The sequence below is a fragment of the Mycobacterium sp. NPDC049093 genome (genome assembly GCF_040704635.1).
Classification (GTDB): Bacteria; Actinomycetota; Actinomycetes; order Mycobacteriales; family Mycobacteriaceae; genus Mycobacterium.
This window is the reverse complement of record NZ_JBEZJS010000005.1, coordinates 1-23,477: the sequence shown is the minus strand read 5'-3', so window position 1 is coordinate 23,477 and position 23,477 is coordinate 1. Positions and strand designations below refer to the sequence as shown.

34 protein-coding genes are annotated in these 23,477 nt (G+C 67.1%); 22 read left to right on the top strand and 12 right to left on the bottom strand.

Going from position 1 to position 23,477, the window contains the following annotated elements:
• Positions 1 to 3 precede the first annotated feature (3 nt).
• Positions 4 to 177 carry a hypothetical protein gene (locus AB0876_RS20330; RefSeq protein ID WP_526042794.1) on the bottom strand — a complete coding sequence of 58 codons (174 nt, stop codon included), beginning with the start codon at positions 175 to 177 and terminating at the stop codon, positions 4 to 6.
• Here AB0876_RS20330 and AB0876_RS20325 point away from each other — a divergent pair.
• Genes AB0876_RS20325 through AB0876_RS20310 form a run of 4 tightly spaced genes read left to right on the top strand, consistent with a single transcriptional unit; the run spans position 161 to position 1,865 of the window.
• Positions 161 to 400: a hypothetical protein gene (locus tag AB0876_RS20325; protein ID WP_526042793.1), complete on the top strand. Its 240-nt coding sequence runs from the start codon at positions 161 to 163 to the stop codon at positions 398 to 400. The two genes, AB0876_RS20330 and AB0876_RS20325, sit on opposite strands and share 17 nt — an antisense overlap.
• A complete protein-coding gene (gene mce1N / locus AB0876_RS20320) occupies positions 390 to 875 on the top strand; it encodes a transport-regulating membrane protein Mce1N (RefSeq protein WP_526042792.1) in 486 nt (161 codons plus the stop codon). The genes AB0876_RS20325 and mce1N overlap by 11 nt, the downstream gene beginning before the upstream one ends.
• Positions 872 to 1,099, top strand: coding sequence for a hypothetical protein (locus tag AB0876_RS20315; protein ID WP_526042791.1), 228 nt, complete (start codon positions 872 to 874; stop codon positions 1,097 to 1,099). The genes mce1N and AB0876_RS20315 overlap by 4 nt, the downstream gene beginning before the upstream one ends.
• Positions 1,100 to 1,103: 4 nt before the next feature.
• Positions 1,104 to 1,865: an APH(3'') family aminoglycoside O-phosphotransferase gene (locus tag AB0876_RS20310; protein ID WP_526042790.1), complete on the top strand. Its 762-nt coding sequence runs from the start codon at positions 1,104 to 1,106 to the stop codon at positions 1,863 to 1,865.
• Positions 1,866 to 1,881: 16 nt separating this feature from the next.
• Here AB0876_RS20310 and AB0876_RS20305 read toward each other — a convergent pair whose 3' ends face one another.
• The gene (locus AB0876_RS20305; protein ID WP_491840404.1) at positions 1,882 to 2,730 is read right to left on the bottom strand and encodes an alpha/beta hydrolase; all 849 of its coding nucleotides are present in this window, start codon (positions 2,728 to 2,730) and stop codon (positions 1,882 to 1,884) included.
• 134 nt (positions 2,731 to 2,864) lie between these two features.
• On the opposite strand from AB0876_RS20305, the gene AB0876_RS20300 reads away from it, so the two are divergent.
• The 4 genes from AB0876_RS20300 (at position 2,865) to AB0876_RS20285 (ending at position 5,102) form a co-directional block, all read left to right on the top strand.
• The gene (locus tag AB0876_RS20300) at positions 2,865 to 3,719 is read left to right on the top strand and encodes an oxygenase MpaB family protein (RefSeq protein WP_526042789.1); all 855 of its coding nucleotides are present in this window, start codon (positions 2,865 to 2,867) and stop codon (positions 3,717 to 3,719) included.
• Positions 3,706 to 4,320 (top strand): TetR/AcrR family transcriptional regulator, encoded by a 615-nt coding sequence (locus AB0876_RS20295; protein WP_491840406.1) that lies wholly within the window; start codon positions 3,706 to 3,708, stop codon positions 4,318 to 4,320. The genes AB0876_RS20300 and AB0876_RS20295 overlap by 14 nt, the downstream gene beginning before the upstream one ends.
• 51 nt (positions 4,321 to 4,371) lie before the next feature.
• Positions 4,372 to 4,566 carry a hypothetical protein gene (locus tag AB0876_RS20290; RefSeq protein WP_491840407.1) on the top strand — a complete coding sequence of 65 codons (195 nt, stop codon included), beginning with the start codon at positions 4,372 to 4,374 and terminating at the stop codon, positions 4,564 to 4,566.
• A gap of 92 nt (positions 4,567 to 4,658) precedes the next feature.
• Complete coding sequence (locus AB0876_RS20285; RefSeq protein WP_526043041.1) at positions 4,659 to 5,102, top strand: pyridoxamine 5'-phosphate oxidase family protein; 444 nt, start codon at positions 4,659 to 4,661, stop codon at positions 5,100 to 5,102.
• On the opposite strand, the gene AB0876_RS20280 is transcribed toward AB0876_RS20285, so the two are convergent.
• The 6 genes from AB0876_RS20280 to AB0876_RS20255 all read right to left on the bottom strand — a co-directional run bounded on the left by AB0876_RS20280 (position 5,059) and on the right by AB0876_RS20255 (position 9,275).
• Complete coding sequence (locus tag AB0876_RS20280) at positions 5,059 to 5,721, bottom strand: hypothetical protein (RefSeq protein WP_526042788.1); 663 nt, start codon at positions 5,719 to 5,721, stop codon at positions 5,059 to 5,061. The two genes, AB0876_RS20285 and AB0876_RS20280, sit on opposite strands and share 44 nt — an antisense overlap.
• 231 nt (positions 5,722 to 5,952) lie before the next feature.
• Positions 5,953 to 6,087 carry a hypothetical protein gene (locus tag AB0876_RS20275; RefSeq protein WP_526042787.1) on the bottom strand — a complete coding sequence of 45 codons (135 nt, stop codon included), beginning with the start codon at positions 6,085 to 6,087 and terminating at the stop codon, positions 5,953 to 5,955.
• A 103-nt stretch (positions 6,088 to 6,190) separates the two neighbouring features.
• A complete protein-coding gene (gene mddA / locus AB0876_RS20270; RefSeq protein ID WP_526042786.1) occupies positions 6,191 to 6,961 on the bottom strand; it encodes a methanethiol S-methyltransferase in 771 nt (256 codons plus the stop codon).
• A 138-nt stretch (positions 6,962 to 7,099) separates the two neighbouring features.
• Entirely contained in the window at positions 7,100 to 8,065 is a 966-nt protein-coding gene (locus AB0876_RS20265) for an acyl-ACP desaturase (protein WP_526042785.1), read from the bottom strand.
• Positions 8,066 to 8,429: 364 nt separating this feature from the next.
• Positions 8,430 to 8,810 carry a nitroreductase family deazaflavin-dependent oxidoreductase gene (locus tag AB0876_RS20260; protein WP_526042784.1) on the bottom strand — a complete coding sequence of 127 codons (381 nt, stop codon included), beginning with the start codon at positions 8,808 to 8,810 and terminating at the stop codon, positions 8,430 to 8,432.
• 78 nt (positions 8,811 to 8,888) lie between these two features.
• Complete coding sequence (locus AB0876_RS20255) at positions 8,889 to 9,275, bottom strand: nitroreductase family deazaflavin-dependent oxidoreductase (protein WP_526042783.1); 387 nt, start codon at positions 9,273 to 9,275, stop codon at positions 8,889 to 8,891.
• 56 nt (positions 9,276 to 9,331) lie between these two features.
• Between AB0876_RS20255 and AB0876_RS20250 the strand changes: the two genes are divergently transcribed.
• From AB0876_RS20250 to AB0876_RS20215, 8 genes are all read left to right on the top strand, one after another.
• Positions 9,332 to 9,718 (top strand): nitroreductase/quinone reductase family protein, encoded by a 387-nt coding sequence (locus AB0876_RS20250; RefSeq protein WP_491840413.1) that lies wholly within the window; start codon positions 9,332 to 9,334, stop codon positions 9,716 to 9,718.
• A 57-nt stretch (positions 9,719 to 9,775) separates the two neighbouring features.
• Positions 9,776 to 11,086 (top strand): glutamate-1-semialdehyde 2,1-aminomutase, encoded by a 1,311-nt coding sequence (gene hemL, locus AB0876_RS20245; protein WP_526042782.1) that lies wholly within the window; start codon positions 9,776 to 9,778, stop codon positions 11,084 to 11,086.
• 20 nt (positions 11,087 to 11,106) lie between these two features.
• On the top strand, positions 11,107 to 11,694 hold the full coding sequence (locus AB0876_RS20240; protein ID WP_526043040.1) for a histidine phosphatase family protein: 588 nt from the start codon (positions 11,107 to 11,109) through the stop codon (positions 11,692 to 11,694).
• Entirely contained in the window at positions 11,695 to 12,303 is a 609-nt protein-coding gene (locus AB0876_RS20235) for a TlpA disulfide reductase family protein (protein WP_491840415.1), read from the top strand. It abuts the gene before it with no gap.
• Positions 12,300 to 13,079, top strand: a complete 780-nt coding sequence (locus AB0876_RS20230; RefSeq protein ID WP_491840416.1) for a cytochrome c biogenesis CcdA family protein — start codon at positions 12,300 to 12,302, stop codon at positions 13,077 to 13,079. The genes AB0876_RS20235 and AB0876_RS20230 overlap by 4 nt, the downstream gene beginning before the upstream one ends.
• A gap of 131 nt (positions 13,080 to 13,210) precedes the next feature.
• The gene (gene resB, locus AB0876_RS20225) at positions 13,211 to 14,737 is read left to right on the top strand and encodes a cytochrome c biogenesis protein ResB (RefSeq protein WP_526043039.1); all 1,527 of its coding nucleotides are present in this window, start codon (positions 13,211 to 13,213) and stop codon (positions 14,735 to 14,737) included.
• Positions 14,734 to 15,708, top strand: coding sequence for a c-type cytochrome biogenesis protein CcsB (gene ccsB / locus AB0876_RS20220; protein ID WP_526042781.1), 975 nt, complete (start codon positions 14,734 to 14,736; stop codon positions 15,706 to 15,708). Before resB ends, ccsB begins: the two co-directional genes overlap by 4 nt.
• 245 nt (positions 15,709 to 15,953) lie before the next feature.
• Positions 15,954 to 17,237 carry a MinD/ParA family ATP-binding protein gene (locus tag AB0876_RS20215; RefSeq protein WP_491840429.1) on the top strand — a complete coding sequence of 428 codons (1,284 nt, stop codon included), beginning with the start codon at positions 15,954 to 15,956 and terminating at the stop codon, positions 17,235 to 17,237.
• Here AB0876_RS20215 and AB0876_RS20210 read toward each other — a convergent pair.
• On the bottom strand, positions 17,234 to 17,395 hold the full coding sequence (locus tag AB0876_RS20210) for a hypothetical protein (protein WP_003882924.1): 162 nt from the start codon (positions 17,393 to 17,395) through the stop codon (positions 17,234 to 17,236). The genes AB0876_RS20215 and AB0876_RS20210 overlap by 4 nt on opposite strands.
• Before the next feature lie 75 nt (positions 17,396 to 17,470).
• On the opposite strand from AB0876_RS20210, the gene AB0876_RS20205 reads away from it, so the two are divergent.
• Positions 17,471 to 17,752, top strand: coding sequence for a DUF4229 domain-containing protein (locus AB0876_RS20205; protein WP_491840430.1), 282 nt, complete (start codon positions 17,471 to 17,473; stop codon positions 17,750 to 17,752).
• Between the two features lie 32 nt (positions 17,753 to 17,784).
• On the opposite strand, the gene AB0876_RS20200 is transcribed toward AB0876_RS20205, so the two are convergent.
• The gene (locus AB0876_RS20200; RefSeq protein ID WP_526042780.1) at positions 17,785 to 19,134 is read right to left on the bottom strand and encodes an MFS transporter; all 1,350 of its coding nucleotides are present in this window, start codon (positions 19,132 to 19,134) and stop codon (positions 17,785 to 17,787) included.
• 142 nt (positions 19,135 to 19,276) lie between these two features.
• On the opposite strand from AB0876_RS20200, the gene AB0876_RS20195 reads away from it, so the two are divergent.
• Both AB0876_RS20195 and AB0876_RS20190 read left to right on the top strand, forming a co-directional pair.
• On the top strand, positions 19,277 to 19,495 hold the full coding sequence (locus AB0876_RS20195) for a helix-turn-helix domain-containing protein (RefSeq protein WP_491840420.1): 219 nt from the start codon (positions 19,277 to 19,279) through the stop codon (positions 19,493 to 19,495).
• Between the two features lies 1 nt (position 19,496).
• Positions 19,497 to 20,063 (top strand): Clp protease N-terminal domain-containing protein, encoded by a 567-nt coding sequence (locus tag AB0876_RS20190; protein ID WP_491840421.1) that lies wholly within the window; start codon positions 19,497 to 19,499, stop codon positions 20,061 to 20,063.
• Between the two features lie 86 nt (positions 20,064 to 20,149).
• On the opposite strand, the gene AB0876_RS20185 is transcribed toward AB0876_RS20190, so the two are convergent.
• Positions 20,150 to 21,019, bottom strand: a complete 870-nt coding sequence (locus AB0876_RS20185; protein WP_526042779.1) for a 1,4-dihydroxy-2-naphthoate polyprenyltransferase — start codon at positions 21,017 to 21,019, stop codon at positions 20,150 to 20,152.
• 59 nt (positions 21,020 to 21,078) lie between these two features.
• Here AB0876_RS20185 and AB0876_RS20180 point away from each other — a divergent pair, with 59 nt between their 5' ends.
• Genes AB0876_RS20180 through AB0876_RS20170 form a run of 3 tightly spaced genes read left to right on the top strand, consistent with a single transcriptional unit; the run spans position 21,079 to position 23,357 of the window.
• On the top strand, positions 21,079 to 21,387 hold the full coding sequence (locus AB0876_RS20180; RefSeq protein ID WP_526042778.1) for a hypothetical protein: 309 nt from the start codon (positions 21,079 to 21,081) through the stop codon (positions 21,385 to 21,387).
• Between the two features lie 6 nt (positions 21,388 to 21,393).
• Complete coding sequence (locus AB0876_RS20175; protein ID WP_491840424.1) at positions 21,394 to 22,170, top strand: S-methyl-5'-thioadenosine phosphorylase; 777 nt, start codon at positions 21,394 to 21,396, stop codon at positions 22,168 to 22,170.
• Between the two features lie 59 nt (positions 22,171 to 22,229).
• Positions 22,230 to 23,357, top strand: a complete 1,128-nt coding sequence (locus AB0876_RS20170) for an NAD(P)H-dependent flavin oxidoreductase (RefSeq protein ID WP_055110429.1) — start codon at positions 22,230 to 22,232, stop codon at positions 23,355 to 23,357.
• A 25-nt stretch (positions 23,358 to 23,382) separates the two neighbouring features.
• Here the strand turns inward: AB0876_RS20170 and AB0876_RS20165 are convergent.
• Positions 23,383 to 23,477: DUF5078 domain-containing protein (locus tag AB0876_RS20165; protein ID WP_358028485.1), on the bottom strand; the 95-nt coding region annotated here is incomplete at its 5' end.

The window sequence follows — 23,477 nt, the reverse complement described above, 5'->3', positions numbered from 1 at the left end:
TCGCTACGCTTCGAAGACAATGTCTTCGACGTCGTCTTCGCCCTCGTCCCCGTCGCGACGCGCGACCATCGGATTCAGCTGCTGGTTGGTCGGCTCGGTGTTGTTGATCGCCGGTGGCATGCTCGCGGTTTCGGCGACCATCCCGCCCGGGGTGAACACAATGTTGTACCGGGGCATCGGAGCACTCACCGTGCTGGCGGGGCTCGGTATGGCTTTCCTGGCGGGCCGCAGCCGCTCAGATGATCGCTACCGGCGCGCGGCGGTGGCATTGTCGCTGGCTATCGTGGTCCTGGTGCTGTTGACCGGCCTCAATGTTCTCGTGCTGGTCGCACTGCTCCCGCTCATTGTGGGAACCGGTGTGAGCGCGCTGCCATTGCGGAAGGGTGACCATGGAGAGTGAACCGGTGAACAAGGTTGCCTCTGAAGTGTTGTTCTACGAGCAGGGCGCCAGCTGGGCCTGGCTGCTGCTCGGACCGTTCGCCGGGATCGGCATGGCGATTCTGCAGATGACCGGCGGCTACGGCCAGGACCTGTGGATCCCGATCGTGTTCCTGGTGCTGGTGTCGGTGTTCGTGGCCATTCAGATCAAGGCCGCGCGCATCCACACCTCGGTCGAACTGACCGCCGAAACGCTGCGCCAGGGTGCCGAGACCATCAAGCTCGACGAGATCGTGTCGATCTACCCGGAGGCATCGGGCTCGGAGTCGCCGAAATGGCAGTCCGACCGTGCACTCGGCGAGCTCAGCGGGGTGCCGCGCGGCCGGACCGGTATCGGGCTGAAACTCACCGGCAACCGCGGGGCCCAGGCCTGGGCGCGCAAGCACCGGAGGCTGCGTGAGGCGTTGACGCCCCTGGTCGAGGAGCGCACCCCGTGAAGCGGCGGGCCGTTCTCGAGCTCGTGGTGGCTGTCATTGCCGCGGTGGGCTGCGTGCTGAGCTGGATCGCGGCGGCGACGACGATCGAGGTGGCACCTGTGCTGGAGGGTGAGCCGGCCACCACGGCGGTCAGCTATTCGTCGCCGCTGTTGGTGCTGGCACTCGTGCTGGCGGGTCTGGCGGGCGTACTGACCGTGTTGGGTATCGCGCGGTTGCGCCGCTGATCCCGTGACCGATTGGCTTCCCGTCACGCGCGGTGAATCCGGCGCCGGGGTGTTCCGGAACTCGGACGGCAGGTACGCGAAGGTGGTCGACGCCGCGGCGGCGGCCGATCTGCTTGCCGAGCGGGACCGGGTGTCGTGGGCGCACGGTCACGGGCTGCCGGTGCCTGCCGTCATCGACTGGGGTAGCACCGAGGACGGCGGCGCCGTCCTGGTCACCAGTGCGGTCGGCGGCGTCGCAGCCGATCGCCTCACCGAAACGGAACTGCGGACGGCCTGGCCCTCGATCGTGGCGGCGGTCCGCACACTGCACGGCATCGCGCCGACCGAATGTCCCTACCGCCGCGATCTCGACGACATGTTGGCGCGGGCCCGCTCGGTGGTCGCTGCGGGCGCGGTCGACCCGGAGTTCCTGCGCGACGAGGACCGGGACGTCCCCGCCGGAGAACTGCTGGCCCGTGTCGAACGAGAGACCGAACTGCGCCGCCGCCAGGAGGCCGGCGATCAGGTGGTGTGCCATGGCGACCTGTGTCTGCCGAACATCCTGATCGACCCTGACCGGCTGACTGTCGAGGGTTTCGTCGACCTGGGCCGATTGGGCCTCGCGGATCGTCATGCCGACCTGGCACTGCTCTTGGCCAACACCGCCGACACCTTCCCCGGTTTCGCCGAGGCCGCCGCGGCGGGCCTGGCTGCGGGTTATCCGGCGCAAGTGGATCCGGAGCGTCTGCGGTTCTATCTCGCGCTCGATCCGCTGACCTGGGGATGAGACCCCACGGCGCGGTTCAGGAATCGAGCCAGGCCAGCTCATCGGACAAGTGCGCGCGCCAGAAGTCCTGATCGTGTCCGCCGGGGTAGAAGCCGACGGCCGGGGTCCTGGGCAGTTGGTTGACGAACATTCGGGTCGCTGCGTAAAACCCGTCGCCGGTACCGCAGTCGATGCGTAGCGGGATCGACCCCAGCGCCGGTGGCAGTCGCAGCGCTGAGTTCTGCTGCCAGTCTTCGAGGCTGTCGAAGGCGTCGGGCGGCGCGCCCCAGTACGTCAGGTACAGCGCCGGGCTGATCGCGCAGACCGCCGCGGTACGCGCGGCGCCCAGTCTGGCACCCAACAGCATGGCGCCGTAGCCGCCCATCGACCAGCCCATGAAGGCCACTCGCGAGGTGTCGATGCCCTTGGTGCCCAACATCGGGATCAGTTCGTTGAGCACCATCGCCCCGGAGTCCCCACCAGAGGCTCGGCGGCGCCAGAACGAGTTGCCGCCATCGACGCTGACCACTGCGAACGGCGGTCGGCCGGCGGCGGTCAGCCGGGCCAGCGCCTCCGGAATGCCCAGGTCCATCACCCCGGCGGCGTCGTTGTCCATCCCGTGCAGGGCGATCACCGGGCGCAATGGGCCGTGCTGGCCCGGCGGGCGGGCGATGATCCAGTTGGTTTCGACACCGCCGCGGGCCGCGGAGGTGAACGACCCCGATTCGCGGGTCGGTAACGGGCTGCCCGCGGGGGCTGTCTGGTTGGGGCCCGGAGCCGCGTGGGGCGTCGGAGGATCGAGCAGGCTGCCCAATGCCATCAGTCCCGCGACACCCGCGCCGGTGACACCTAGACGCAGCGCGTCGCGGCGGGTCAGCGAGGTCACCTGCGCATCATTCCAACCATGGGTCTCAGCACCGGACACGATCCGGCCACAGCGCGATAACGCCGCCCCGCCCGGTTGGTGACCCCGGTCACAGAGCTCTTGGTACAAAGTTCAAAATCTGTAACACTGTGTCCATGACGGAATTGGCCGAGCAGCCCCAGCAGACCGATGCCCTGCCCCTGGGGCCGCAATCGCTGGTCTGGAAGTACTTCGGCGACAACCGGATGTACCTGATCGGCCCGCGGCCGGCCGTTCTGCAGAACATGCTGGCCGAACTGGGCCAGGGCGTGCTGGACCACTCGACGTTCTTCTCCGACACCGCCGAGCGGCTCAAGCGCACCATCCCGCCGATCTTCCGCACCGTGTACGGGTCGGAAGAGGACAACGCAGGCACCCAGGTCCGCGACTTCCACCACCACGTCAAGGGCGATATGCCGGATGGGTCCCGCTACCACGCGCTGGATCCCGACACCTACTTCTGGGCGCACGCGACGTTCGTCGAGCAGGTCCTCTACTTCGCCGACACCTTCGTCAAACGGCTCAGCGACGCCGAGAAGGAACAGATCTACCTGGAGTCCAAGACCTGGTACCGCCGTTACGGCGTCAGCGACCGGCCGATGCCGGCCACTTACGCCGAGTTCGAGCAGTACTGGGACCGGATGATGAACGAGGTGGCGGTCCCGCACAAGTCTGCCCGCTACGGCGTCGGCTACGTCACCAAGGGCTTTCCCTGCCCCAAGGGGGTACACCCCGCCGTGTGGCGCGTGGTGGCCACGGTGTTCGACCCGGCCGCGGCATTCCTGACCGCGGGGGGCCTGCCGCCGCGGGCCCGTGACCTGCTCGACCTGCCGTGGAGCGACCGGCAGGAACGCAATTATCAGCGGTTCGCAGCCTTCTGGCGGACCCGTCCGGTGAACTGGGTGTGGGACCATCTACCGATGAGCGTGCGCTACAACAAATTTGCGCAAAAGGGCTATGCCCGCAGTTGATGCTACGGGGTCTGATTCGTCGCCCGCGACGGTGGCAATCCTGGACGCGGCCCTCGTCGAGTTCGAGCGGCACGGCCTGCGCCGGGTCGCGCTCGACGACGTTGCGCGTCGGGCCGGGGTCAGCCGCACCACGATCTACCGCCGTTTCGCCAATCGTGACGAATTGGTGGCGGCGGTGATCGAGCGAGAGAACGTCGCGTTGTTCGCGGACATCGCCAACGAGTTGAAAGATGCAGGGCCGCAATCGAATTACTATGTCGAGGCGTTCACGCTCTCGATTCTGCGGTTCCGTCGTCACCACGTGCTCAACCAGTTGATCGCCGATGAGCCGGCCCTGGTCATGGAGCTGCTACAGACCCACTACGGTGCGGCGATCGAACGGATGGCCGCGGCGCTCAAGGTGATCTTCCCGGCCGGGTTCGCCGACCGGATCGGTCAGCAGGCGGTCAACGACCTGGCCGACACCATCCTGCGTTACGCGGGGATGGTCCTGCTGCTGCCCAGCGTCGAGCCGCTCGATACCGCCGAGGACATCCGGGCGTTCGCCACCCGTCATTTCCTGCCCAGCCTGCCGGCGTCGCTGCGCACCGTTTCGGCCTGATCGCGGGCGCCGAAGTGTTTGGTAGCTCACATTTTCGGGCAGCCGATACGGATGACCACCAACAAGCCCCCGCCCGTCAGCGAAGAGAACCGCAAGGAAGCCGAGCGCGTCATGAGGTCCTATGACGACTCCCGCCCCACCGTCACCCTGCCGGGCAGTCACGGCACCGTATCCGGCACCGCCGTCAACGACTGGGTCGACGAGGACGGTAACCCCATCTACGGCCAGCCCGAAAGCAAGAAGTAACCGCGAACCCGCGCCGTCGCGGGTTGCGCCATGCCTACTGTGGCGAGGTGACTGCTACCCCGCTGGACCGGATCGCCCCTGCCTTCGTGACGATGGCCCACGAGATCGTGTGGGCCTCGGTGGCCACCGTCGACGCCGACAGTCAACCCCGAACCCGCATCCTGCACCCCATCTGGGACTGGGACGGAACCGATCTGTTCGGCTGGATCGCGACCGTGCCCACTCCGGTCAAACGCGCGCACCTGGCGGTGCATCCGCACGTCTCGGTCAGCTACTGGACCACCAACCACGACACCTGCGCCGCGGACTGCCTGGTGGAGTGGTACACCGACGACGAGACCTGCACGCAGGTGTGGGACCGTTTCGCCAACGGTCCGGCGCCGGTGGGCTATGACCCGCACATCATCCCGCAGTGGAGCGACGGGCCGACATCGGATCAGTTCGCCGCGTTGCGATTGACGCCCTACCGGTTGCGGGTGATGCCCGGCACGGTCATGACGGCGGGGTCCGGTGAGGTCTTGAACTGGCAGGCATGACTTCCGCGCTGCCCAGCACCGGGTGCAACGGCCACCGCCGCCGCCGATCGTCGGCGGCGGTGCCCTGCTGCCAAGTCACGATGGCATCTGCGACGTCGCGAACGTCGTCGTCGGTGTCGATCACCGCGTAGGACGCCGCGTGACCGGGCAGTCCGTTGACCACGCATTCATAGCCGATCCGGTATGCCAGATCGCGAGTCCACCGCAGCGCGATCGCCCGGCGGCCAGGAGGCAGCCGCCGGGCGTCGCAGATCAACAGGGTCCGGCGGGCACCCACGGTGAGCGCGGCCCGGGTTGTCGACGCGCAGGCCTCGTTCGCATACCTGCGTAATTGCCTGCGCGACGCCCAGTTGTGCCGCCCGCCGAACCGGATTCGCATGGTGGGCCCTTCGAGAATGGCGATGACCGAGTCGATCGAGTCGATCTCCGCCGCGCTCAACGACAGTTCCTCCGGGCCGGCGGTGAGCCATCGGCTTCGGATCGGCAGGTGAGTGCCGGGCGGGTGTGCGTGTTTGGCCGTGATGCCACCACGCTCCAGCGCTGCTGCGATCGACCCGGACAGGTCTGTCAGCCAACCGAGCACCAGCACCCGCGGGCCGGCGGCCTTTCGATCCGCCACTGCAATTGCACCCGCCGTTCTCAGCCCTAGTCGTAAATTGTCATTCCTCTACCGATCTCCTTGTTCCATGCCCTCGCAATAAAATAATTTATTGTCCGATTGACACGGAAAATTAAATGCCCACTAAAGGTGTGAATTCGGCGCGAATCGATTTCCGCTCGACTTGTGCGGTGGGTATTCGCCCGATGCATCCTGACGGAGTGCGGCCGTAGAAAACTGCACTCCAGGCCGTTAAACCCGCTCCGATCGCTTCCGTCGGGGAATGGTCTCGCCGGCTTCGGCGGCCTTGTCGCGCTTCGCTGCGCGCCGTTCCTTGATGGTCATTGCCGGTTTCTTGGGCATGCGACCCTGGGATTTATCAGCCATCGTTGCTCCTTTTCTCGCAAACAATCACTGGGCCCGACCATACCGTAGAAAAAAATAAAAGCCAGCCGCCCATTTTTCGGCGGCTGAACGCACTTTTCGACTGCTACGCGGGCCGGTGCCGGACCTTCGGGGTGGGGTCGTCGTGGCCGAGGTGCAGACCGGGAGCCAGCATCGCCACCCGGTGCCGGTAGTCGCGGTACTGATCACCCAGCATGTCCACCAGGTCGCGTTCTTCGAGCTGGATCGCCACCAGGATGTAGGCGGTGCTGACAGCCGCGAACAACAGATGGCCCGCGGTCATTGTGGGGATGGCCCAGAACGCGATGATGAACCCGGCCATGATCGGGTGCCGGATCACCCGGTAGAACATCACCGTCTGGAACCCCAGCTCGCTATACGGCTGGCCGCGCCAGTTCAGCCACACCTGCCGCAACCCGAACAGGTCGAAGTGGTTGATCATGAACGTCGAGGCGAACACCGTGGCCCAGCCCAGCCAGAACAGCGCCCACAGAATCACCCGGCCCGCAGTGGATTCCACGTCCCAGACGATCGCGGGCATGGTGCGCCACTGCCAGTACAAGAGGAGCAGTGCCAGGCTGGACAGCAACACGTAGGTGCTGCGTTCGATGGCCTGAGGGACGATCCGCGTCCATCGGTCCTTGAACCAGGGCCGGGCCATCACGCTGTGCTGGATGGCGAACACCGACAGCAGCAGCAGGTTGACGAGTACGGCCTCGGCGGTAGGGGCGGCGATGCCGGAATCGACCGTGCGCGGCACCACGAAATTGCCGACGAACCCGATCGCGTAGAGGAACGACACCACGAACAGGAGATAGCTCGCGATGCCGTAGCCGATGATGAGTAGGCGCTTCATGGTGACCTCCTGCCACCGATGGGACAGATGCCGCGCCCTGCTGCCGACCGCAGTAGTGGCTTATTTACGGTAGACCTTGTATCCCCAGGTGAACAGGGGTTTACCGGCAGCGCCCGCGCCTACTCGACGTCGGTCTACCTACGCGGAGCGCTCTGCCTTGGCGGCCTCGCGTGCCAGCATGCGGTCGCGCTGCTCCTCGAATCTGAGCACCTGCTTCTGCAGATCCTCCAGGTAGGTGGCGAGTTGCTCGCGGCGTTTCTCGCCGACCGCGGTCACGTCGTTGCGCTCGAAGATCCGCCATTTCTTGACGTTGGGCATCACTACCTCTTCGAGGTGCTGGCGCAGGTCATAGATGCCGTGCTTGGCCATGATCACGCTGTTGCGGCGCCAGTTGGGCATTCCCCGCCCCGGCATCCGGAATCCTTCGATGATGGCGCACACCGCCTCCATCGCCTGGTCGGGGGAGAGGTCGAAACCGGCAGAGAACACGTTGCGGTAGAAAACCATGTGGAGGTTCTCGTCGGTCGCGACGCGCTGCAGCATCGACTCGGCCAGAGGGTCGTCGCAGATCTTGCCGGTGTTGCGGTGGCTGACGCGGGTCGCGAGTTCCTGCAGGGTGGCGTAGGCCGCGATCATCAGCGGGCCGGGCTCGTGAATCTCGCGTTCTTCCTCGTCGGGGTCGTAGCCGTTGCGCATGTGCTCCATGCGCATGCGCTCCAGGGCGACGGGGTCCACTCCGCGGGTGACGACGAGGTAGTCGCGGATGACGATCCCGTGGCGGTTCTCTTCGGCGGTCCACTGGTTGACCCAATGACCCCAGGCCCGGTCGAGTGAGAAATGATTCGCGGCCCCGCGGTGGTAGGACGGCAGGTTGTCCTCGGTGAGCAGATTGGTGATCATCGCGACCTTGGCAACTTCGGACAGACCCGACTGCTCCGGTGCCCAGTCTTCGCCGCCCAGTGCCGCGAAGTTGCGGCCGAGGTCCCACGGAACGTAGTCGTGCGGATGCCACTCCTTGGCGACCTTCAGATGGTGATTGAGGCCTTCTTCGGCAACCGGTTCAAGTTCCTTGAGGATCTCGTCGTCGGTCAAATGTCTCTGCACTCAAGTCCCCTCCAGTTTTGGCCGGCCGTCGCGCAGGTGCGAACGTCGCTCGCGCACTCCGGCCGGCCGTGTGGCCGAGCTTCGATCTCGGTCGATCCCAGCGACGCGTGACTGCGCCCGTAACGGAGACAGGCCCGGCATCGACAGGCTGTCCCGCCCGTTGCACTGGCTCCCCCATTTTGGTGGCGGGACTCCGATACCTTAGCTGGCGGAGCCGATGCCACAACTTGTAGCTTGCCAGGGGGCGGCGAGCTACATCGGCAATCGAGCAGCCAACTTCGGGTTCGACCCGTGTTGACGGTGGCGGTTCGCGGACGAGAGTGAGTTCTCCCACTGTTTGCTTCTGCCGGATTGGCGAACCGCATCAGATCCGGCGCAGCAACACCGCCTGCTCGACCGGCACGCGTTCAAAGAGCCGCCGCACCCGGCCCTTCACCCGCTCGGCTGCCTCGGCTTTGGTGACCACCCGCGGATCGGTGAGTTGGATGGTCTTGCCGTGCCGGCGCATCTGCGCGCCGCCGGCGGCGGTGATGTTCTTGAGCCAGTCGCGGTTGGGGCCGTAGGTGAGCAGGATCGCGACGCCCCCATCGGCGGGGAACACCGACAGCGGGGTGCGGTAGCGGGCGCCGGACTTGCGGCCGACGTGTTCGAGGATGCCGAAGAGTGGCGCCCATCCGGCCCAGAGCTTCTGGATGGGGTTGGTGACATACCGGTTGAGTCGGGCCAGCCATTGCGGGAGTTGCATGGCCTCATTCAATCGCTGCCGTGACGGCCGTCACAACCTACTGTGGTCGGATTTTGCAGGTGCCGCAAACGCCAGGGGTCAGTCGGCCCGCCTGAGCAGCAGGGTGTGGTCGACACCGGCGCGCGCCATCAGTTGGCGCCACGGTGCCCGCAGATGAGGCAGAGCCTCGGCGGTCGGCACGATTCGGGGCTGATCGACGGCGAAGGTGCGTCCTTGGAATTTCACGCGACCGCCGTCGGCATGTTGCAGGTTTTTCACCCAATCCCGTTGTCGCCCATAGGGCAGGAGCACCGCCACCCCGTCGTCGGTGCTGAACACCGTCACCGGGGTGCGGTAGATGGTGCCACTGCGTCGTCCGGTGTGCTCGATGATCGACCAGATCGGCAGGTAGCCGGATACGGGCCGGAAGATCCGGTTGGTGACGCGTCGATTGAACCGAGCGCGGCGGTCTGAGAATCGCACCATCACTTCATCTTGCCGCGATCTTGCCGCGCCGGGTCGAATGAGCCGACACTGAACCCATGGCCTATCTCAAACCGCCGTGGTTCGTCCGGAAGGTGTTCAACCGGGTCGCGATGGCGACCGGCGTGGGGCACAGCGAGACGCTCACCGTGACCCGGCGGACCAACAAGCAGCCGCAGCAGATTCCCGTGGTCGTCCCTGTGGTCGACGGGGTCAGGTACCTGGTGTCGACCCGCGGCGAGTCGGACTGGGTGCGCAACGTCCGGGCCGATCCCAAGGTGCGGCTCGGATCTGCGGAGTACCTCGCGGCCGAGGTTCCGGTGCCGCAGCGGGCGCCGGTGATCGCCGCCTACCGCCCGCTGGCGGGGAAGGTCGTGGAGGGTTACTTCCGCGATCTGCCCGACGACGCCGATCACCCGGTGTTCGCGCTGACGCCGGCGGAGTGACCGCGTCCACTACACCCTGTAGTTGACCGATTTGCACCGGCTGGGACACTGGTGGTCATGCGTGTTGACGAACCGCACATCCAGCGATCGGCCCAGCTGTTCGCCGACGCCTGTGCAGTGATCCCCGGTGGGGTCAACTCCCCGGTCCGTGCCTTCAACTCGGTCGGCGGCACCCCGCGCTTCATCACCTCGGCCAAGGGCTACTGGCTGACCGATGCCGACGACAATCGGTACGTCGATCTGGTCTGTTCGTGGGGCCCGGCGCTGCTCGGCCACGCCCACCCGGCGGTCGTGGAGGCCGTGCAGAAGGTGGCGGTCAACGGGCTGAGCTTCGGCGCCCCGACCCCGTCGGAGACCGAACTGGCCGCTGAGATCATCGACCGGGTCGCCCCGGTCGAGCGGCTGCGCCTGGTCAACTCGGGCACCGAGGCCACCATGAGCGCGATCCGGCTGGCCCGCGGTTACACCGGCCGCGCCAAGATCATCAAGTTCTCCGGCTGCTATCACGGGCACAGCGACGCGCTGCTGGCCGACGCCGGTTCCGGCGTCGCCACGCTGGGTCTGCCGTCCTCGCCCGGGGTCACCGGCGCGGCTGCTGCCGACACCATCGTGCTGCCGTACAACAACGTTGTCGCGGTGGAAGAGATCTTCTCCCGGTTCGGCGACGAGATCGCTTGTGTCATCACCGAAGCCAGCCCCGGCAACATGGGCACGGTGCCGCCGCTGCCCGGGTTCAACGCGGCGCTGCGGCGGATCACCGCGGCCCACGGCGCGCTGCTGATCCTCGACGAGGTGATGACGGGCTTCCGGGTGAGCCGCGCCGGTTGGTACGGGCTCGATCCCGTCGACGCCGACCTGTTCACGTTCGGGAAGGTGATGAGCGGTGGCCTGCCTGCCGCGGCGTTCGGCGGCAGCGCCGAGGTGATGGGGCGGCTGGCCCCGCTGGGGCCCGTCTACCAGGCCGGAACCCTGTCCGGTAACCCGGTGGCGATGGCCGCGGGCCTGGCCACGTTGCGCCACGCCGACGACGCGGCTTACGCCCGGGTGGACGCCAATGCCGACCGGTTGGCCGGCCTGCTCACGGGTGCCCTCACCGACGCCGGTGTGGTCCATCGCGTGCAGCGCGCGGGCAACATGCTCAGTGTGTTCTTCACCGACGAGCCGGTCAACGACTTCGCCGCGGCCAAGGCAACCGAAACCTGGCGTTTCCCACCGTTCTTCCACGCCCTGTTGGAGGCCGGGGTGTACCCGCCCTGTAGTGCATTCGAAACCTGGTTCGTGTCAAGCGTTTTGGACGATGAGGCGTTCGAGCGCATCGCCGATGCGCTGCCCGACGCGGCCCGCGCCGCCGCGGAGGCCCGCCAGTGACGAGGACGACCGTGCACGTGATGCGTCACGGCGAGGTGTTCAACCCGGAGAAGGTGCTCTACGGCCGGCTGCCCGGCTACCACCTGTCCGAGCGCGGGCAGGCGCAGGCGCGGGCTGCCGCGAACTGGCTGGCCGACAAGGACATCGTCTACGTCGTGGCCTCCCCGCTGGAGCGGGCTCAGGAGACGGCCGCGCCGATCGCCGAGAAGCACGGCCTGGCCATCGACACCGACGACGAGCTCATCGAGTCGTGGAACATGTTCGAGGGGGAGCGGGTGGCCCCTGGCGACGGTGCGCTGCGCGACCCGAGGAACTGGCCGAAGTTGCGTAACCCGGCCAAACCCTCCTGGGGCGAGCCCTACGCCGAGATCGCGCCGCGGATGATGGCGGCCATGCACCGGGCCCGCGAGAAGGCGGCCGGGCACGAGGCGGTCTGCGTCAGCCATCAGCTCCCGGTCGAGACGCTGCGCCGGGCGATGACCGGTCGCAAGCTGGCGCATCTGCCGTTGCCGCACAGCCGGCTGTGCGATCTGTCCTCGATCACGTCGTTCACCTTCGATGACGACAAGCTGATCCGATGGGGCTACACGGAGCCCTGGGGAATCTGAATGAGGTCGTCTCTCGCCCGGGTGAGTGCGGCGGTGCTGGCGGGGCTGGTGCTGCTCACCGGTTGCTCGACGGGTGACGACGCGGTGGCCCAGGGTGGCACGTTCGAGTTCGTCGCGCCGGGTGGCAAGACCGACATCTACTACGACCCGCCCGAAAAGCGGGGCACTCCAGGAAAATTGAGCGGGCCGGAACTCACCGACCCGAGCAAGACCCTCTCGCTGGAGGATTTCGCCGGCAAGGTCGTGGTGATCAATGTGTGGGGCCAGTGGTGTGGGCCGTGCCGGGCCGAGATCGGCCAGTTGCAGCAGGTGTACGACGCCACCCGCGACAAGGGCGTGGCGTTTCTCGGCATCGATGTACGGGACAACAACCGTGATGCCGCAGTCGATTTCGTCACCGACCGCAAGGTCACCTTCCCGTCCATCTACGACCCGGCGATGCGCACCATGCTCGCCTTCGGCGGCAAGTACCCGACCACGGTGATCCCGTCGACGGTGGTGCTGGACCGTCAGCACCGGGTGGCGGCGGTCTTCCTGCGTGAACTGCTGGCCGACGATCTGCAACCGGTCGTCGAGCGGTTGGCAGCCGAGCCGGGGCAGCAGCCGTGACCGGATTCGCCGAGATCGCCGCGGCCGGGCCCGTGCTGCTGGCGCTGGGGATCAGCGTGCTGGCCGGGTTGGTGTCGTTCGCCTCGCCGTGCGTGGTGCCGCTGGTGCCCGGCTATCTGTCGTATCTGGCCGCGGTGGTCGGGGTCGACGAGTCCGACGCGGTGTCGGGTGCGATCGGCGTCAAGACCGCTCGGTTGCGGGTGGCCGGCGCGGCCGCGTTGTTCGTCGCGGGCTTCACCGTGGTGTTTCTGCTCGGCGCGGTGGCCGTCCTGGGCATGACCACCACGCTGATCGCCAATCAGGTTCTGCTGCAACGCATCGGCGGCGTCGTCACGATCCTGATGGGCCTGGTGTTCGTCGGCTTCGTGCCGGCGCTGCAACGTCAGGCCCGGTTCGCCCCGCGGCAGTGGTCCACGATGGCCGGGGCACCGCTGCTTGGCGCGGTGTTCGCGCTGGGCTGGACCCCGTGCCTGGGCCCGACGCTGACCGGTGTGATCGCGGTGGCCTCGGCCACCGACGGCGCCACCGTGGCGCGCGGGGTGGTGCTGGTGCTGGCGTACTGCCTGGGGCTGGGTATCCCGTTCGTGTTGCTGGCCCTGGGTTCGGCGCGGGCGGTGACGGGTCTGGGCTGGCTGCGCCGACATACCCGGACCATCCAGATCTTCGGTGGTGTCCTGCTGATCCTGGTGGGCACAGCGCTGGTGACCGGCCTGTGGAACGAGTTCGTGTCGTGGGTACGCGACGCCTTCGTCAGTGATGTGAGGCTGCCGATATGACCGATCCTGACGCGCTCGCAGTCCCCCGCAAGCGGGAGGGGCCCCCAACTCCGGTACCCGAAACGCGGCGTCCAGGGGTGCTTTCGCGTCTGCTCGCGCTGGTTCGGAACACCTGGCGCACCCTGACGTCGATGGGCACGGCGCTGGTGCTGCTGTTCCTGCTGGCACTCGGCGCGATCCCGGGTGCGCTCTTACCGCAACGCAGCCTCAACGAATCCAAGGTCGACGAATACCTGGCGGCACATCCCACCCTGGGACCGTGGCTGGACCGGGTGCAGGCCTTCGACGTGTTCTCCAGCTTCTGGTTCACCTCGATCTACGTGTTGCTGTTCATCTCGCTGGTGGGTTGCCTGACACCGCGGATGATCGAGCATTTCCGGAGCCTGCGCGCGGTACCCGTGCCGGCGCCGCGCAACCTCGGCCGGCTGCCCAAACACCAGGCCGAGCAGGTGACGGGCGACGCCGACGAGATCGCCTCAACGGTGACGCGGCGACTGAAGGGCTGGCGCACGGTCACCCGCAAGCAAGAGGACGAGATCACTGAAATTTCAGCAGAGAAGGGCTATCTGCGCGAGTTCGGCAACATCGTCTTCCACTTCTCGCTGCTCGGTCTGCTGGCGGCGGTCGCCGCGGGCAAGCTGTTCGGCTACGAGGGCAACGTCATCGTCATCGCCGACAGCGGGCCCGGATTCTGCACCGCCTCGCCGGCCGCCTTCGACTCGTTCCGGGCCGGCAACACCGTCGACGGCACCTCGCTGAGCCCGGTCTGCCTGCGGGTCAACAGCTTCGATGCCGATTATCTGCCCACCGGGCAGGCGTTGTCGTTCGCCGCCGACATCGACTACCAGTCCGGCGATGATCTGGCCGCGAACACCTGGCGGCCCTACCGCCTTGAGGTCAACCATCCGCTGCGCATCGGCGGCGACCGGGTGTACCTGCAGGGCCACGGGTATGCGCCGTCGTTCACCGTGACGTTCCCCGACGGCCAGCAGCGCAGTCAGACCATCCAGTGGCGGCCCGAGGAACAGATGACGCTGCTGTCCTCGGGCGTCGTGCGCATCGATCCGCCGGCCGGTACCTACCCCGACGCCGACGAGCGTCGTAAACACCAGATCGCGATCCAGGGTCTGTTCGCGCCCACCAAACAACTCGAGGGCACGCTGCTCTCGTCGAGCTTCCCGGCCCTCAACGACCCGGCCGTCGCCATCGACATCTACCGCGGCGACACCGGCCTGGATACCGGCCGGCCGCAGTCGTTGTTCTCCCTCGATCCCCGGTTGATCGATCGCAAGCAGCTGACCAAGGCGGCGCGCGTCAACCTGGTGCAAGGCCAGGACACCCGGCTCGATGACGGCACCAAGGTCCGCTTCGACGGTGCGGTCCCGTTCGTCAATCTGCAGGTCTCGCACGACCCGGCCCAGGTCTGGGTGCTGGTGTTCGCGATGTCCATGATGGCCGGGTTGCTGGTGTCGTTGGTGGTGCGCCGGCGCCGGATCTGGGTTCGGATCCAAGCTGCTCCAGCAGGTACGGTGAACGTCGAGCTGGGCGGGCTGGCCCGTACCGACAACTCCGGCTGGGGCGATGAGTTCGAGAAGCTGACGGAGCGGTTGTTGGAGGGTTACGAGCAGCCGGCGGCAGGAGAGAAGGCGGAGCAGTGAATACCGAGCACATCGATATCGGGCTGGCCAGGTACTCCGACTGGGCGTTCACGTCGTCGGTCGTGGTCCTGGTCGGGGCGCTGATCCTGCTCGCCGTCGAACTTGCCTACAGCCGCGGCCGCAAAGTCGAGAGCCGTGAACTGGTCGGCGCCACCGTCGGCGCCGACAGCACCACGCCCGGCGTCGTCGCCGAGGAACCCCGCCGCCCGTTCGACGAGCGGGTCGGCAAGACCGGTCTGGCGCTGACCTACGTCGGCATCGGCATGCTGTTCATCTGCATCGTGCTCCGTGGCCTGGCCACCTCGCGGGTGCCGTGGGGCAACATGTACGAGTTCATCAACCTGACCAGCTTCTGCGGGCTGATCGCCGCCGCGGTCGTATTGCGCAAGCCGCAGTACCGCGTGCTGTGGGTGTTCGTCCTGGTTCCGGTGCTGATCCTGCTGACGGTCTCGGGTCGCTGGCTGTACTCCAACGCCGCGCCCGTGATGCCGGCGCTGCAGTCCTACTGGCTGCCCATCCACGTGTCTGTGGTGAGCCTCGGCTCCGGGGTGTTCCTGGTCGCCGGTGTGGCCAGCATCCTGTTCCTGCTGAAGATGTCGCCGCTGGGCGAACCGGGCCGGGAAGGCACCGTCGCGCGGATCATCGAGCGGCTGCCCGACGCGCAGACCCTGGACCGCATTGCCTACCGCACCACGATCTTCGCGTTCCCGATCTTCGGTTTCGGGGTGATCTTCGGTGCGATCTGGGCCGAGGAGGCCTGGGGTCGGTACTGGGGCTGGGATCCCAAGGAGACGGTGTCGTTCATCGCCTGGGTGGTGTACGCCGCGTACCTGCATGCGCGCTCGACGGCGGGCTGGCGGGACCGCAAGTCGGCCTGGATCAACGTCGTTGGTTTCGTCGCGATGGTGTTCAACCTGTTCTTCATCAACCTGGTAACCGTGGGTCTGCATTCGTATGCGGGGGTTGGCTAGGCACCGTCCGGTTGGTGAGATGACGGTGCGGAAGCGTGTGGAAAAGAGGGGAATTCGTGTCCGAGCCAGTGTCTGAGTCAGTGTCGGAGCCGGTGTCCGAGCCGTCCGAACCGCGGGAGCCCGCACCGCAGGACATCAGCGAACCATCGACAGACGCGCCGGCAGACGAGCCTGCTTCGGTCCATCCGGACACCCCGCCCGCCGTCGACCCACCGTCGGCGGTCCCAGCCGTCGCACCGGCTCCGGTGTCCGAGCCCCCGCCGGTCCCGTCGGTGTTCGCCCCGATACCCGGATTCCGCGGTCAGCAGCGGTTCAGCAATCCCGCCGAGCCCGGCGTCTCCACACCGCTGCCCGCCGAGTGGACCGCCCCGACACCGCCACACGGTGTCCCGGTGATCACCGCACCGCCCGTGCCCGGAAGTTTCGACGGACCACCGGCCGGACTGTTCGCGGGCCCGCCGCCCCGGCAGCCCGCCGGGCCCGCGCCGCACCCGGCACCGGCATGGCCCGGGCCGGGAGCCGAAGCCCGGCGCGCCGCTGGGTCGAATGAGCGGCTCGCCGCTGCCGACTTCACCACCCCCTACCGCGACCTCTCCACCGACGCACTGCTGGGCCAGCGCAAGAACCCGCCCACCTCGGGCTGGCGCAAGGCCCTCTACGTCGCGTCGTTCAAACAGGTCAACGTCGGGGAGAGCCCCAAGGCCACCCACCACAACAACCTGATCGGCGAGGTCAGCCAGCCATTACAGGGCTGCTACCGCATTGCACTGATGTCCCTCAAGGGTGGCGTGGGCAAGACCACGATCACCGCGACGCTGGGTGCCACGTTCGCGTCGATCCGCGGTGACCGGGTGGTGGCGGTCGACGCCAACCCCGACCGGGGCACGCTGAGCCAGAAGGTGCCGCTGGAGACGGCTGCCACGGTGCGGCACCTGCTGCGCGACGCCGAAGGCATCGAGCGCTACAGCGACGTGCGGGCGTACACCTCGCAGGGGCCGAGCCGGCTGGAGGTGCTCGCTTCCGAAAGCGATCCGGCGGTGTCGGAGGCGTTCAGCTCGGACGACTATCTGCGCGCGCTGGAGGTGCTGGAGCGGTTCTACAGTCTGGTGCTCACCGACTGCGGGACGGGTTTGATGCACTCGGCGATGTCGGCGGTGCTGTCCAAGGCCGACGTGCTGGTCGTGATCAGCTCGGGTTCGGTGGACGGGGCGCGTAGCGCGTCGGCGACGTTGGACTGGCTCGACGCCCACGGGCATCAGGACCTGGTGCGCAACTCCATCGCGGTGATCAACGCCGTACGTCCGCGCTCGGGCAAGGTCGACCTGTCCAAGGTGGTGGACCACTTCTCCCGGCGTTGCCGCGCGGTGCGCCTGGTGCCGTTCGATCCGCATCTGGAGGAGGGCGCCGAGATCAGCCTGGAACGGCTCAAGCCCGGCACCCGCGAGGCGCTCATCGAGCTGGCTGCCGTGGTGGCCTCGGACTTCGCCGGGGCACGTCGCTCAGCGAACGGCGCGCCCGACCCGCGCTAGTTGCGGGGATTGTCGCCGTGCCCGAGGCGACGCAGGAATTCCGGATCGTCGTCGGGGCCGATCACTCGGGTTTTGGGTCGACTGCCAGAGACCCGCGCCAGCCGCCAGCCGAGATACACCAGGCTTGCCGCGGCAATGAGCAGGAGTAGATATGCCACTCGAAACCTCCTTGATCCGAATATACGCGTCGTCGGTAGGCTCGGAGCGTGTCAGGAAGTGGTTCGACCTCCCGGATGGTCACCGACGTCGTGGTCTACCTCGTTGCCCGGCTGGTGCTGGTCGCTGTGCTGGCTGCGGCGATCTATGGGGTGGGGCAGCTGGTCGTAGCGAATTTCCCGGTCGTGGTGGCGCTGCTGTTCGCCATCGTGATCGCGCTGCCGTTGGGGATCTGGCTGTTCCGGCCGTTGCGTGAACGGGCGACGGCCTCCATCGCCCAGGTCGACGAGCGCCGCCGCAAGGACCGTGAGCAGTTGCAGGCCCGGCTGCGTGGCGACGAGCCGCCGAAATCCGCATAGGGCAGACCTTTTCCCGGAACGGCATTGTCGCGTTACCGGATGAAGGCCGACCCCTTTTCCTGGTCCAGGTAGGTCTCGGACTTGTTCTTGAGGAAGAACACGTACACCGCCAGTGAGATGGCGATACACACCGTCACGTAGGCGATGAACCACGGCACGTGGCCACCCTCCTTGAGGGCCTGGTAGATCACCGGTGCGGTCCCGCCGAACATCGAATTCGCCAGTGCGTAGCCGATTCCCACGCCGAGGGCGCGCACGTGGGCGGGGAACAGCTCGGATTTCACGAGCGCGTTGATCGAGGTGTAGCCGGTCAGGATCACATATCCGACGGCCACCAGTAGGAACGACAACAACGGTGAATGTGTCTGGGGCAGATACGTGAACAGAATGTAGGTGTAGATCACCCCGCCGACGCCGAAGAACACCAGCAGCGGTTTGCGGCCGACCTTGTCGCTGATCATTCCGCCGACGGGCTGGATCGCCATCAGGAAGATCAGCCCGATCAGGTTCACCCAGGTGGCCGTCATCGCCTGGTCCTTGTAGGTGGTCTTCACGATGGCAGGGGCGTTGACGCTGTAGGCGTAGAACGCCAGCGTGCCGCCCATGGTGATCAGGAAGCACAGCAGCAGTGGCTTCGCGTAGCGGGTGAGCAGTTCGGAGAGCGATCCTGCGCTCTTGTCCTTGCCTTCCCTGATCGCCTGAAGTTGTTCGGCGGACAGTGATTCGTCCATGGTTCGCCGCAGCCAGAACACCACGATCGCGGCCACGCCACCGATGGCAAAGCCGATGCGCCAACCGAATTCGTGGACCTGCTCGGTACTGAAGGACGTCAGGATGATCAACAGGGTGAACTGGGCCAGCACGTGACCGCCCACCAGCGTCACGTACTGGAACGAAGAGAAGAAGCCGCGCCGTTCGCGGGTGGCGGCCTCGGACATGTAGGTCGCCGAGGTGCCGTATTCACCGCCGGTCGCGAAGCCCTGCACCAGCCGGCACAGGATGAGGATGACAGGCGCTGCCACACCGATGGTTTCGCGCGACGGTACGAGCGCGATCACCAGTGAGCACAGCGCCATCAACGAGACGCTGACGGTCAGGGCGGCGCGGCGGCCGCGCCGGTCGGCGAAGCGGCCGAAGAACCAGGAGCCGATCGGGCGGGTGAGGAAGGTGACGGCGAAGATCGCGTAGACGTACACCGTGGCGTTCTTGTCGGCCTTGTCGAAGAACTGCGCTTCGAAGTAGGTGGCGAACACCGTGTAGACGTAGACGTCGTACCACTCGACGAGGTTGCCGGACGATCCCCGGATGGTGTTCCAGATGGCGCGCCGGGTTTCGGCGCGACCCGAGGGTGCGGGCTGATGCGCCTCGGTCGAAGTCGTCATGCGCATCCCCCAGGTCATTGGCGTGGCAGGCCGACGGCCACGTTAGTGCAATACCGCTCGTGCTGTGGGGGATGAGAGCTGCCCGCTGCGCCGCGCCGTGTCAACTTTTCTTGACGACTATCGGATGTCAAGTTAACTTGACATGGTGAGTGATGTCGATGAGCTGATCGCCGATGGCGCCGGCAGCGCAGACCCCGCCGTCGGCCTACGCGCGGTGCGTGCCCTGCAGCGTCTGCAGGAGCGATTGGAGGCCATCCACGTCGCCAACGCTCGAGACCAGGGCTGGAGCTGGCAGGCCATCGCTGATGCCCTTGAGGTCAGCCGTCAGGCCGTGCACCAAAAGCACAATCGGAGGGGATGACGTGTTCGAACGGTTCAGTCGCCATGCGCGCGTTGCAGTAGTACTGGCCCAGGAGGAGGCCCGAGAACTGTCGGCCAACGACATCCGGCCGGAGCACATCCTGGTAGGGGTGCTGCAGAGCTCCGGACGTGAATTGTCGGCACTGCTGGCCGGATTCGGCCTGACGTCGGATGTGGTTCGTGCCAAGTTGGTGGCCGCCGACGCGCCTGGCGACGAATCGTTCGATGGCGACGCCGAGGCGTTGCGGTCGGTCGGAATCGACCTCCGGGCCGTGCGCGACAACGTCGACCGCACGTTCGGCGACGGCGCGTTCGACAACGCGCTGCGCAGCAGCGGACGTCGGCGCAGGCGCCGGGGCCACCTTCCCTTCACCAAGCCCGCGAAGAAGGTGCTGGAGCTGGCATTGCGGGAGTCGTTGGCGCACAAGGACGGCTACATCGGATCCGAGCACATCCTGCTGGGAATCCTTCGGGGCGGCGACGATCACACGGTTGCCCTGATCGCAGAGCATGTCGATACCCGAGAGCTGCGCGACGACATCGTCGGACTGCTGGACAACGCGGCCTAAGCGCGACTCGCGGGTTTCTACCTCTGGGTCGTGGGTGTCGACGAATCGCAGCCCGCAGGTAGAAATCGGCGATGCGGGAGCGCCCGCTAACCCAGGAATAGTGCCGCGGACACCGCGATCGCCCACACCAGCATGGTCAGTCCGGTGTCGCGCAGCACCGGGATCAGCTGGGCGCCCGTGCTGCCGTTACGCACCGGCCGTAGCCCCCGCACCGCGGGCGCCGCAGCGAGCAGGCCCACTGCACACCACGGCGTGGCGAGCATCAGCACCAGGGGAAGCGCCAGGGCCACCGCGACCAGCAGTTGATAGAGCAGCCGGGTACGCCCATCGCCGAGGCGCACCGCGAGGGTGATCTTGCCCGACTCGGTGTCGGTGGGGATGTCGCGCAGGTTGTTGGCCACCAGCACCGCCGACGACAGCGAGCCCATTGCCACCGCCGCGACCAGTCCGACCCAGTCGACGCGCAGGGCCTGGGTGTACTGCGTGCCCAGCACCGCCACCAGCCCGAAGAAGATGAACACCGCCACCTCGCCCAGGCCGAGGTACCCGTAGGGCTTCTTGCCGCCGGTGTAGAGCCAGGCGCCGGCGATGCAGACCGCGCCGACCGCGATCAGCCACGGCGCGCTGAACGCCGCCAGCACCAGCCCGGCCACCGCACCGACGGCCAGGCTCACCACGGCCGCGGTCAGGACGGCCCGCGGTGAGGCCAGCTTGGAACCCACCAGCCGCAACGGGCCGGACCGCACATCGTCGGTGCCGCGGATGCCGTCGGAGTAGTCGTTGGCGTAGTTGACGCCGATGATCAGCGCGAGCGATACGGCCAGTGCCAGCAACGCTTTCCACCACACCGCCGACCCCGTCCAGGCGGCGGCGCCGGTACCGGCGAGCACCGGGGCGACGGCGTTGGGCAGGGTGCGGGGACGAGCGCCCTCGATCCATTGCGCGAAACTGGCCACGGTGGTCATCGTATGAGCTGGCCGGGTGCGTCACCGCTCCGACTCTTACACTGAGCGTCATGAAGGAGCAGCTCAGCAAGACCGAGATCGGCAAGGACGTGCTGCAGGAATCCGTGGAGGCCGTGGCCTCGACGGTCGGGCAGGTCACCTCGATCATCACCACGGCCGTCAAGGACGTCGCGACGGTCATCGGCGGCCTGGCCACCGATGTCTTCGAGATCGCCGACGGCGCCCGCAAGGCCAACGAGGATTTCGACGACGACTTCGACGACGACTTCGACGATGACAAGGACTTCGTGGCCCCCGAGGCCACTAAGACCGAGGACGTCGTGGCGGACGTGGTGACCCCCGACAACAAGGGCGAATAACGCTGCATGCTCGGCGTCATCGGCGGTAGTGGGTTCTATTCGTTCTTCGGGCCGGAGGCCCGCACCGTCACTGTGGACACCCCGTACGGTGCGCCCAGCGCGCCGATCACGGTGGGCGCCGTGGGCGGGCACGAGGTCGCGTTCCTGCCCCGGCACGGGGTCAACCACGAGTACTCGCCGCACACGGTCCCGTACCGGGCCAACATGTGGGCGCTGCGCACCTTGGGGGTGCGACGGATCTTCGCTCCCTGCGCGGTGGGCAGTCTGACGACGGAGCTGGGCCCGGGTTCGATCGTGGTGCCCGATCAGTTGGTGGACCGCACCCGTGGCCGGGCCGACACCTACTTCGATTCCGGCGGCATCCACGTCGGCTTCGCCGATCCGTACTGCCCGGCCTTGCGGTCCGTCGCGGCCGGGCTGCCCGGGGTGGTCGACGGGGGCACCATGGTGGTGATCCAGGGTCCGCGGTTCTCCACCAGGGCGGAGAGCCGGTGGTTCGCCGATCAGGGTTTCACGCTGGTCAACATGACCGGCTATCCCGAGGCAGTGCTGGCCCGTGAACTCGAGATGTGTTATGCGGCAATCGCTTTGGTTACGGACCTGGATGCCGGGATCGAGGCGGGTTCCGGGGTGACGACGGTGGACGTCTTCGCCGAATTCGAGCGCAACCTGGTGCCGTTCAAGAAGCTTGTGCACGAGGCGCTGGAAGCCGCCGGCACCGAGCGCGCCTGCACGCACTGTCTGGCCCACGACGGGGTGAAGCTGCCGTTCGAACTGCCGTGACGCCCCGTCATCGGACCCCCTCTTGACACCCGTCAAGTCGGGGTGCCAATACTGACGGGGTGAAACCCGCGATCTGTGAGCAGTTCGGTATCGACTTTCCGCTCTTCGCCTTCAGCCACTGCCGTGACGTGGTGGCCGCGGTGACCAACGCCGGGGGCTTCGGCGTGCTGGGCGCCACGGCCTACACCCCCGAGCAGCTGGACCAGGAGCTGTCCTGGATCGACGAGCAGGTCGGCGGAAAGCCGTACGGCGCCGACATCATCGTGCCTGCGAAGTTCGAGGGCAAGGGCGAGAAACTGTCGCGGGGACAGCTGACCGACCGCATCCCCGCCGAGTACCGCGAGTTCGTGGCGCAACTGCTGGCCGATCACGGTATCGAGCCCGAGGCCAAGCAGCGCTTCGGCGGGTCCTCGCTGTCCGGCGACACCGGCCACGAATTGTTGGACGTGGCGATGAGTCACCCGATCAAGCTGATCGCCAACGCGCTCGGGGTGCCGCCGGACTACATGATCGAGGCAGGCCGGGAGCGCGGGGTTCCGGTCGCGGCCCTGGTGGGTGCCCGCGAGCACGCCCTCAAGCAGGTGCAGGCCGGGGTCGACCTGATCGTCGCGCAGGGCACCGAGGCCGGCGGGCACTGCGGTGAGGTCAGCACGCTGGTGCTCGTTCCCGAAGTCCTTGAGACGCTGGAGCAGGCGGGTAGTGACATCCCGGTGCTGGCCGCCGGCGGCATCGTCACCGGGCGGCAGATGGCCGCCGCGGTGGCGATGGGTGCGGCCGGGGCCTGGACCGGTTCGGTGTGGTTGACCACCGAGGAAGCCGAGACCGCACCGCACACCGTGCAGAAGATGCTTGAGGCGACGTCGCGGGACACGGTCCGTTCGACGGGACGGACCGGTAAGCCGGCCCGCCAGCTCAAGTCGGAGTGGACCGACGCCTGGCAGCCGAATGCCGGTGGTCACCAGACCCTTCCGCTGCCACTGCAGAACATGTTGGCCGAGCCCGTCATCCGACGAGTGGATGTGCTTGCCGCCCAGGGGCACCCGGGCGCACAGGCACTGGCCACCTACTTCGTCGGGCAGGGCGTGGGCTTGATGAACAAGGTCAAGCCGGCCCGCGAGGTGGTCCGCGAGTTCATCGAGGACTACCTGGCTGCCACCGAGCGGTTGAGCAACTCACTCCCGGACTGAGCCCGGCCGGGTTGACGCGCCTACGTCAGTGCCAGTCCCAGACCGACATGTCGTTGGGCGGGTAGTTCTGGCAGACGTCGGTGGTGTTGGCGGCGACGCCCTTGTTGTTGAAGAACAGCT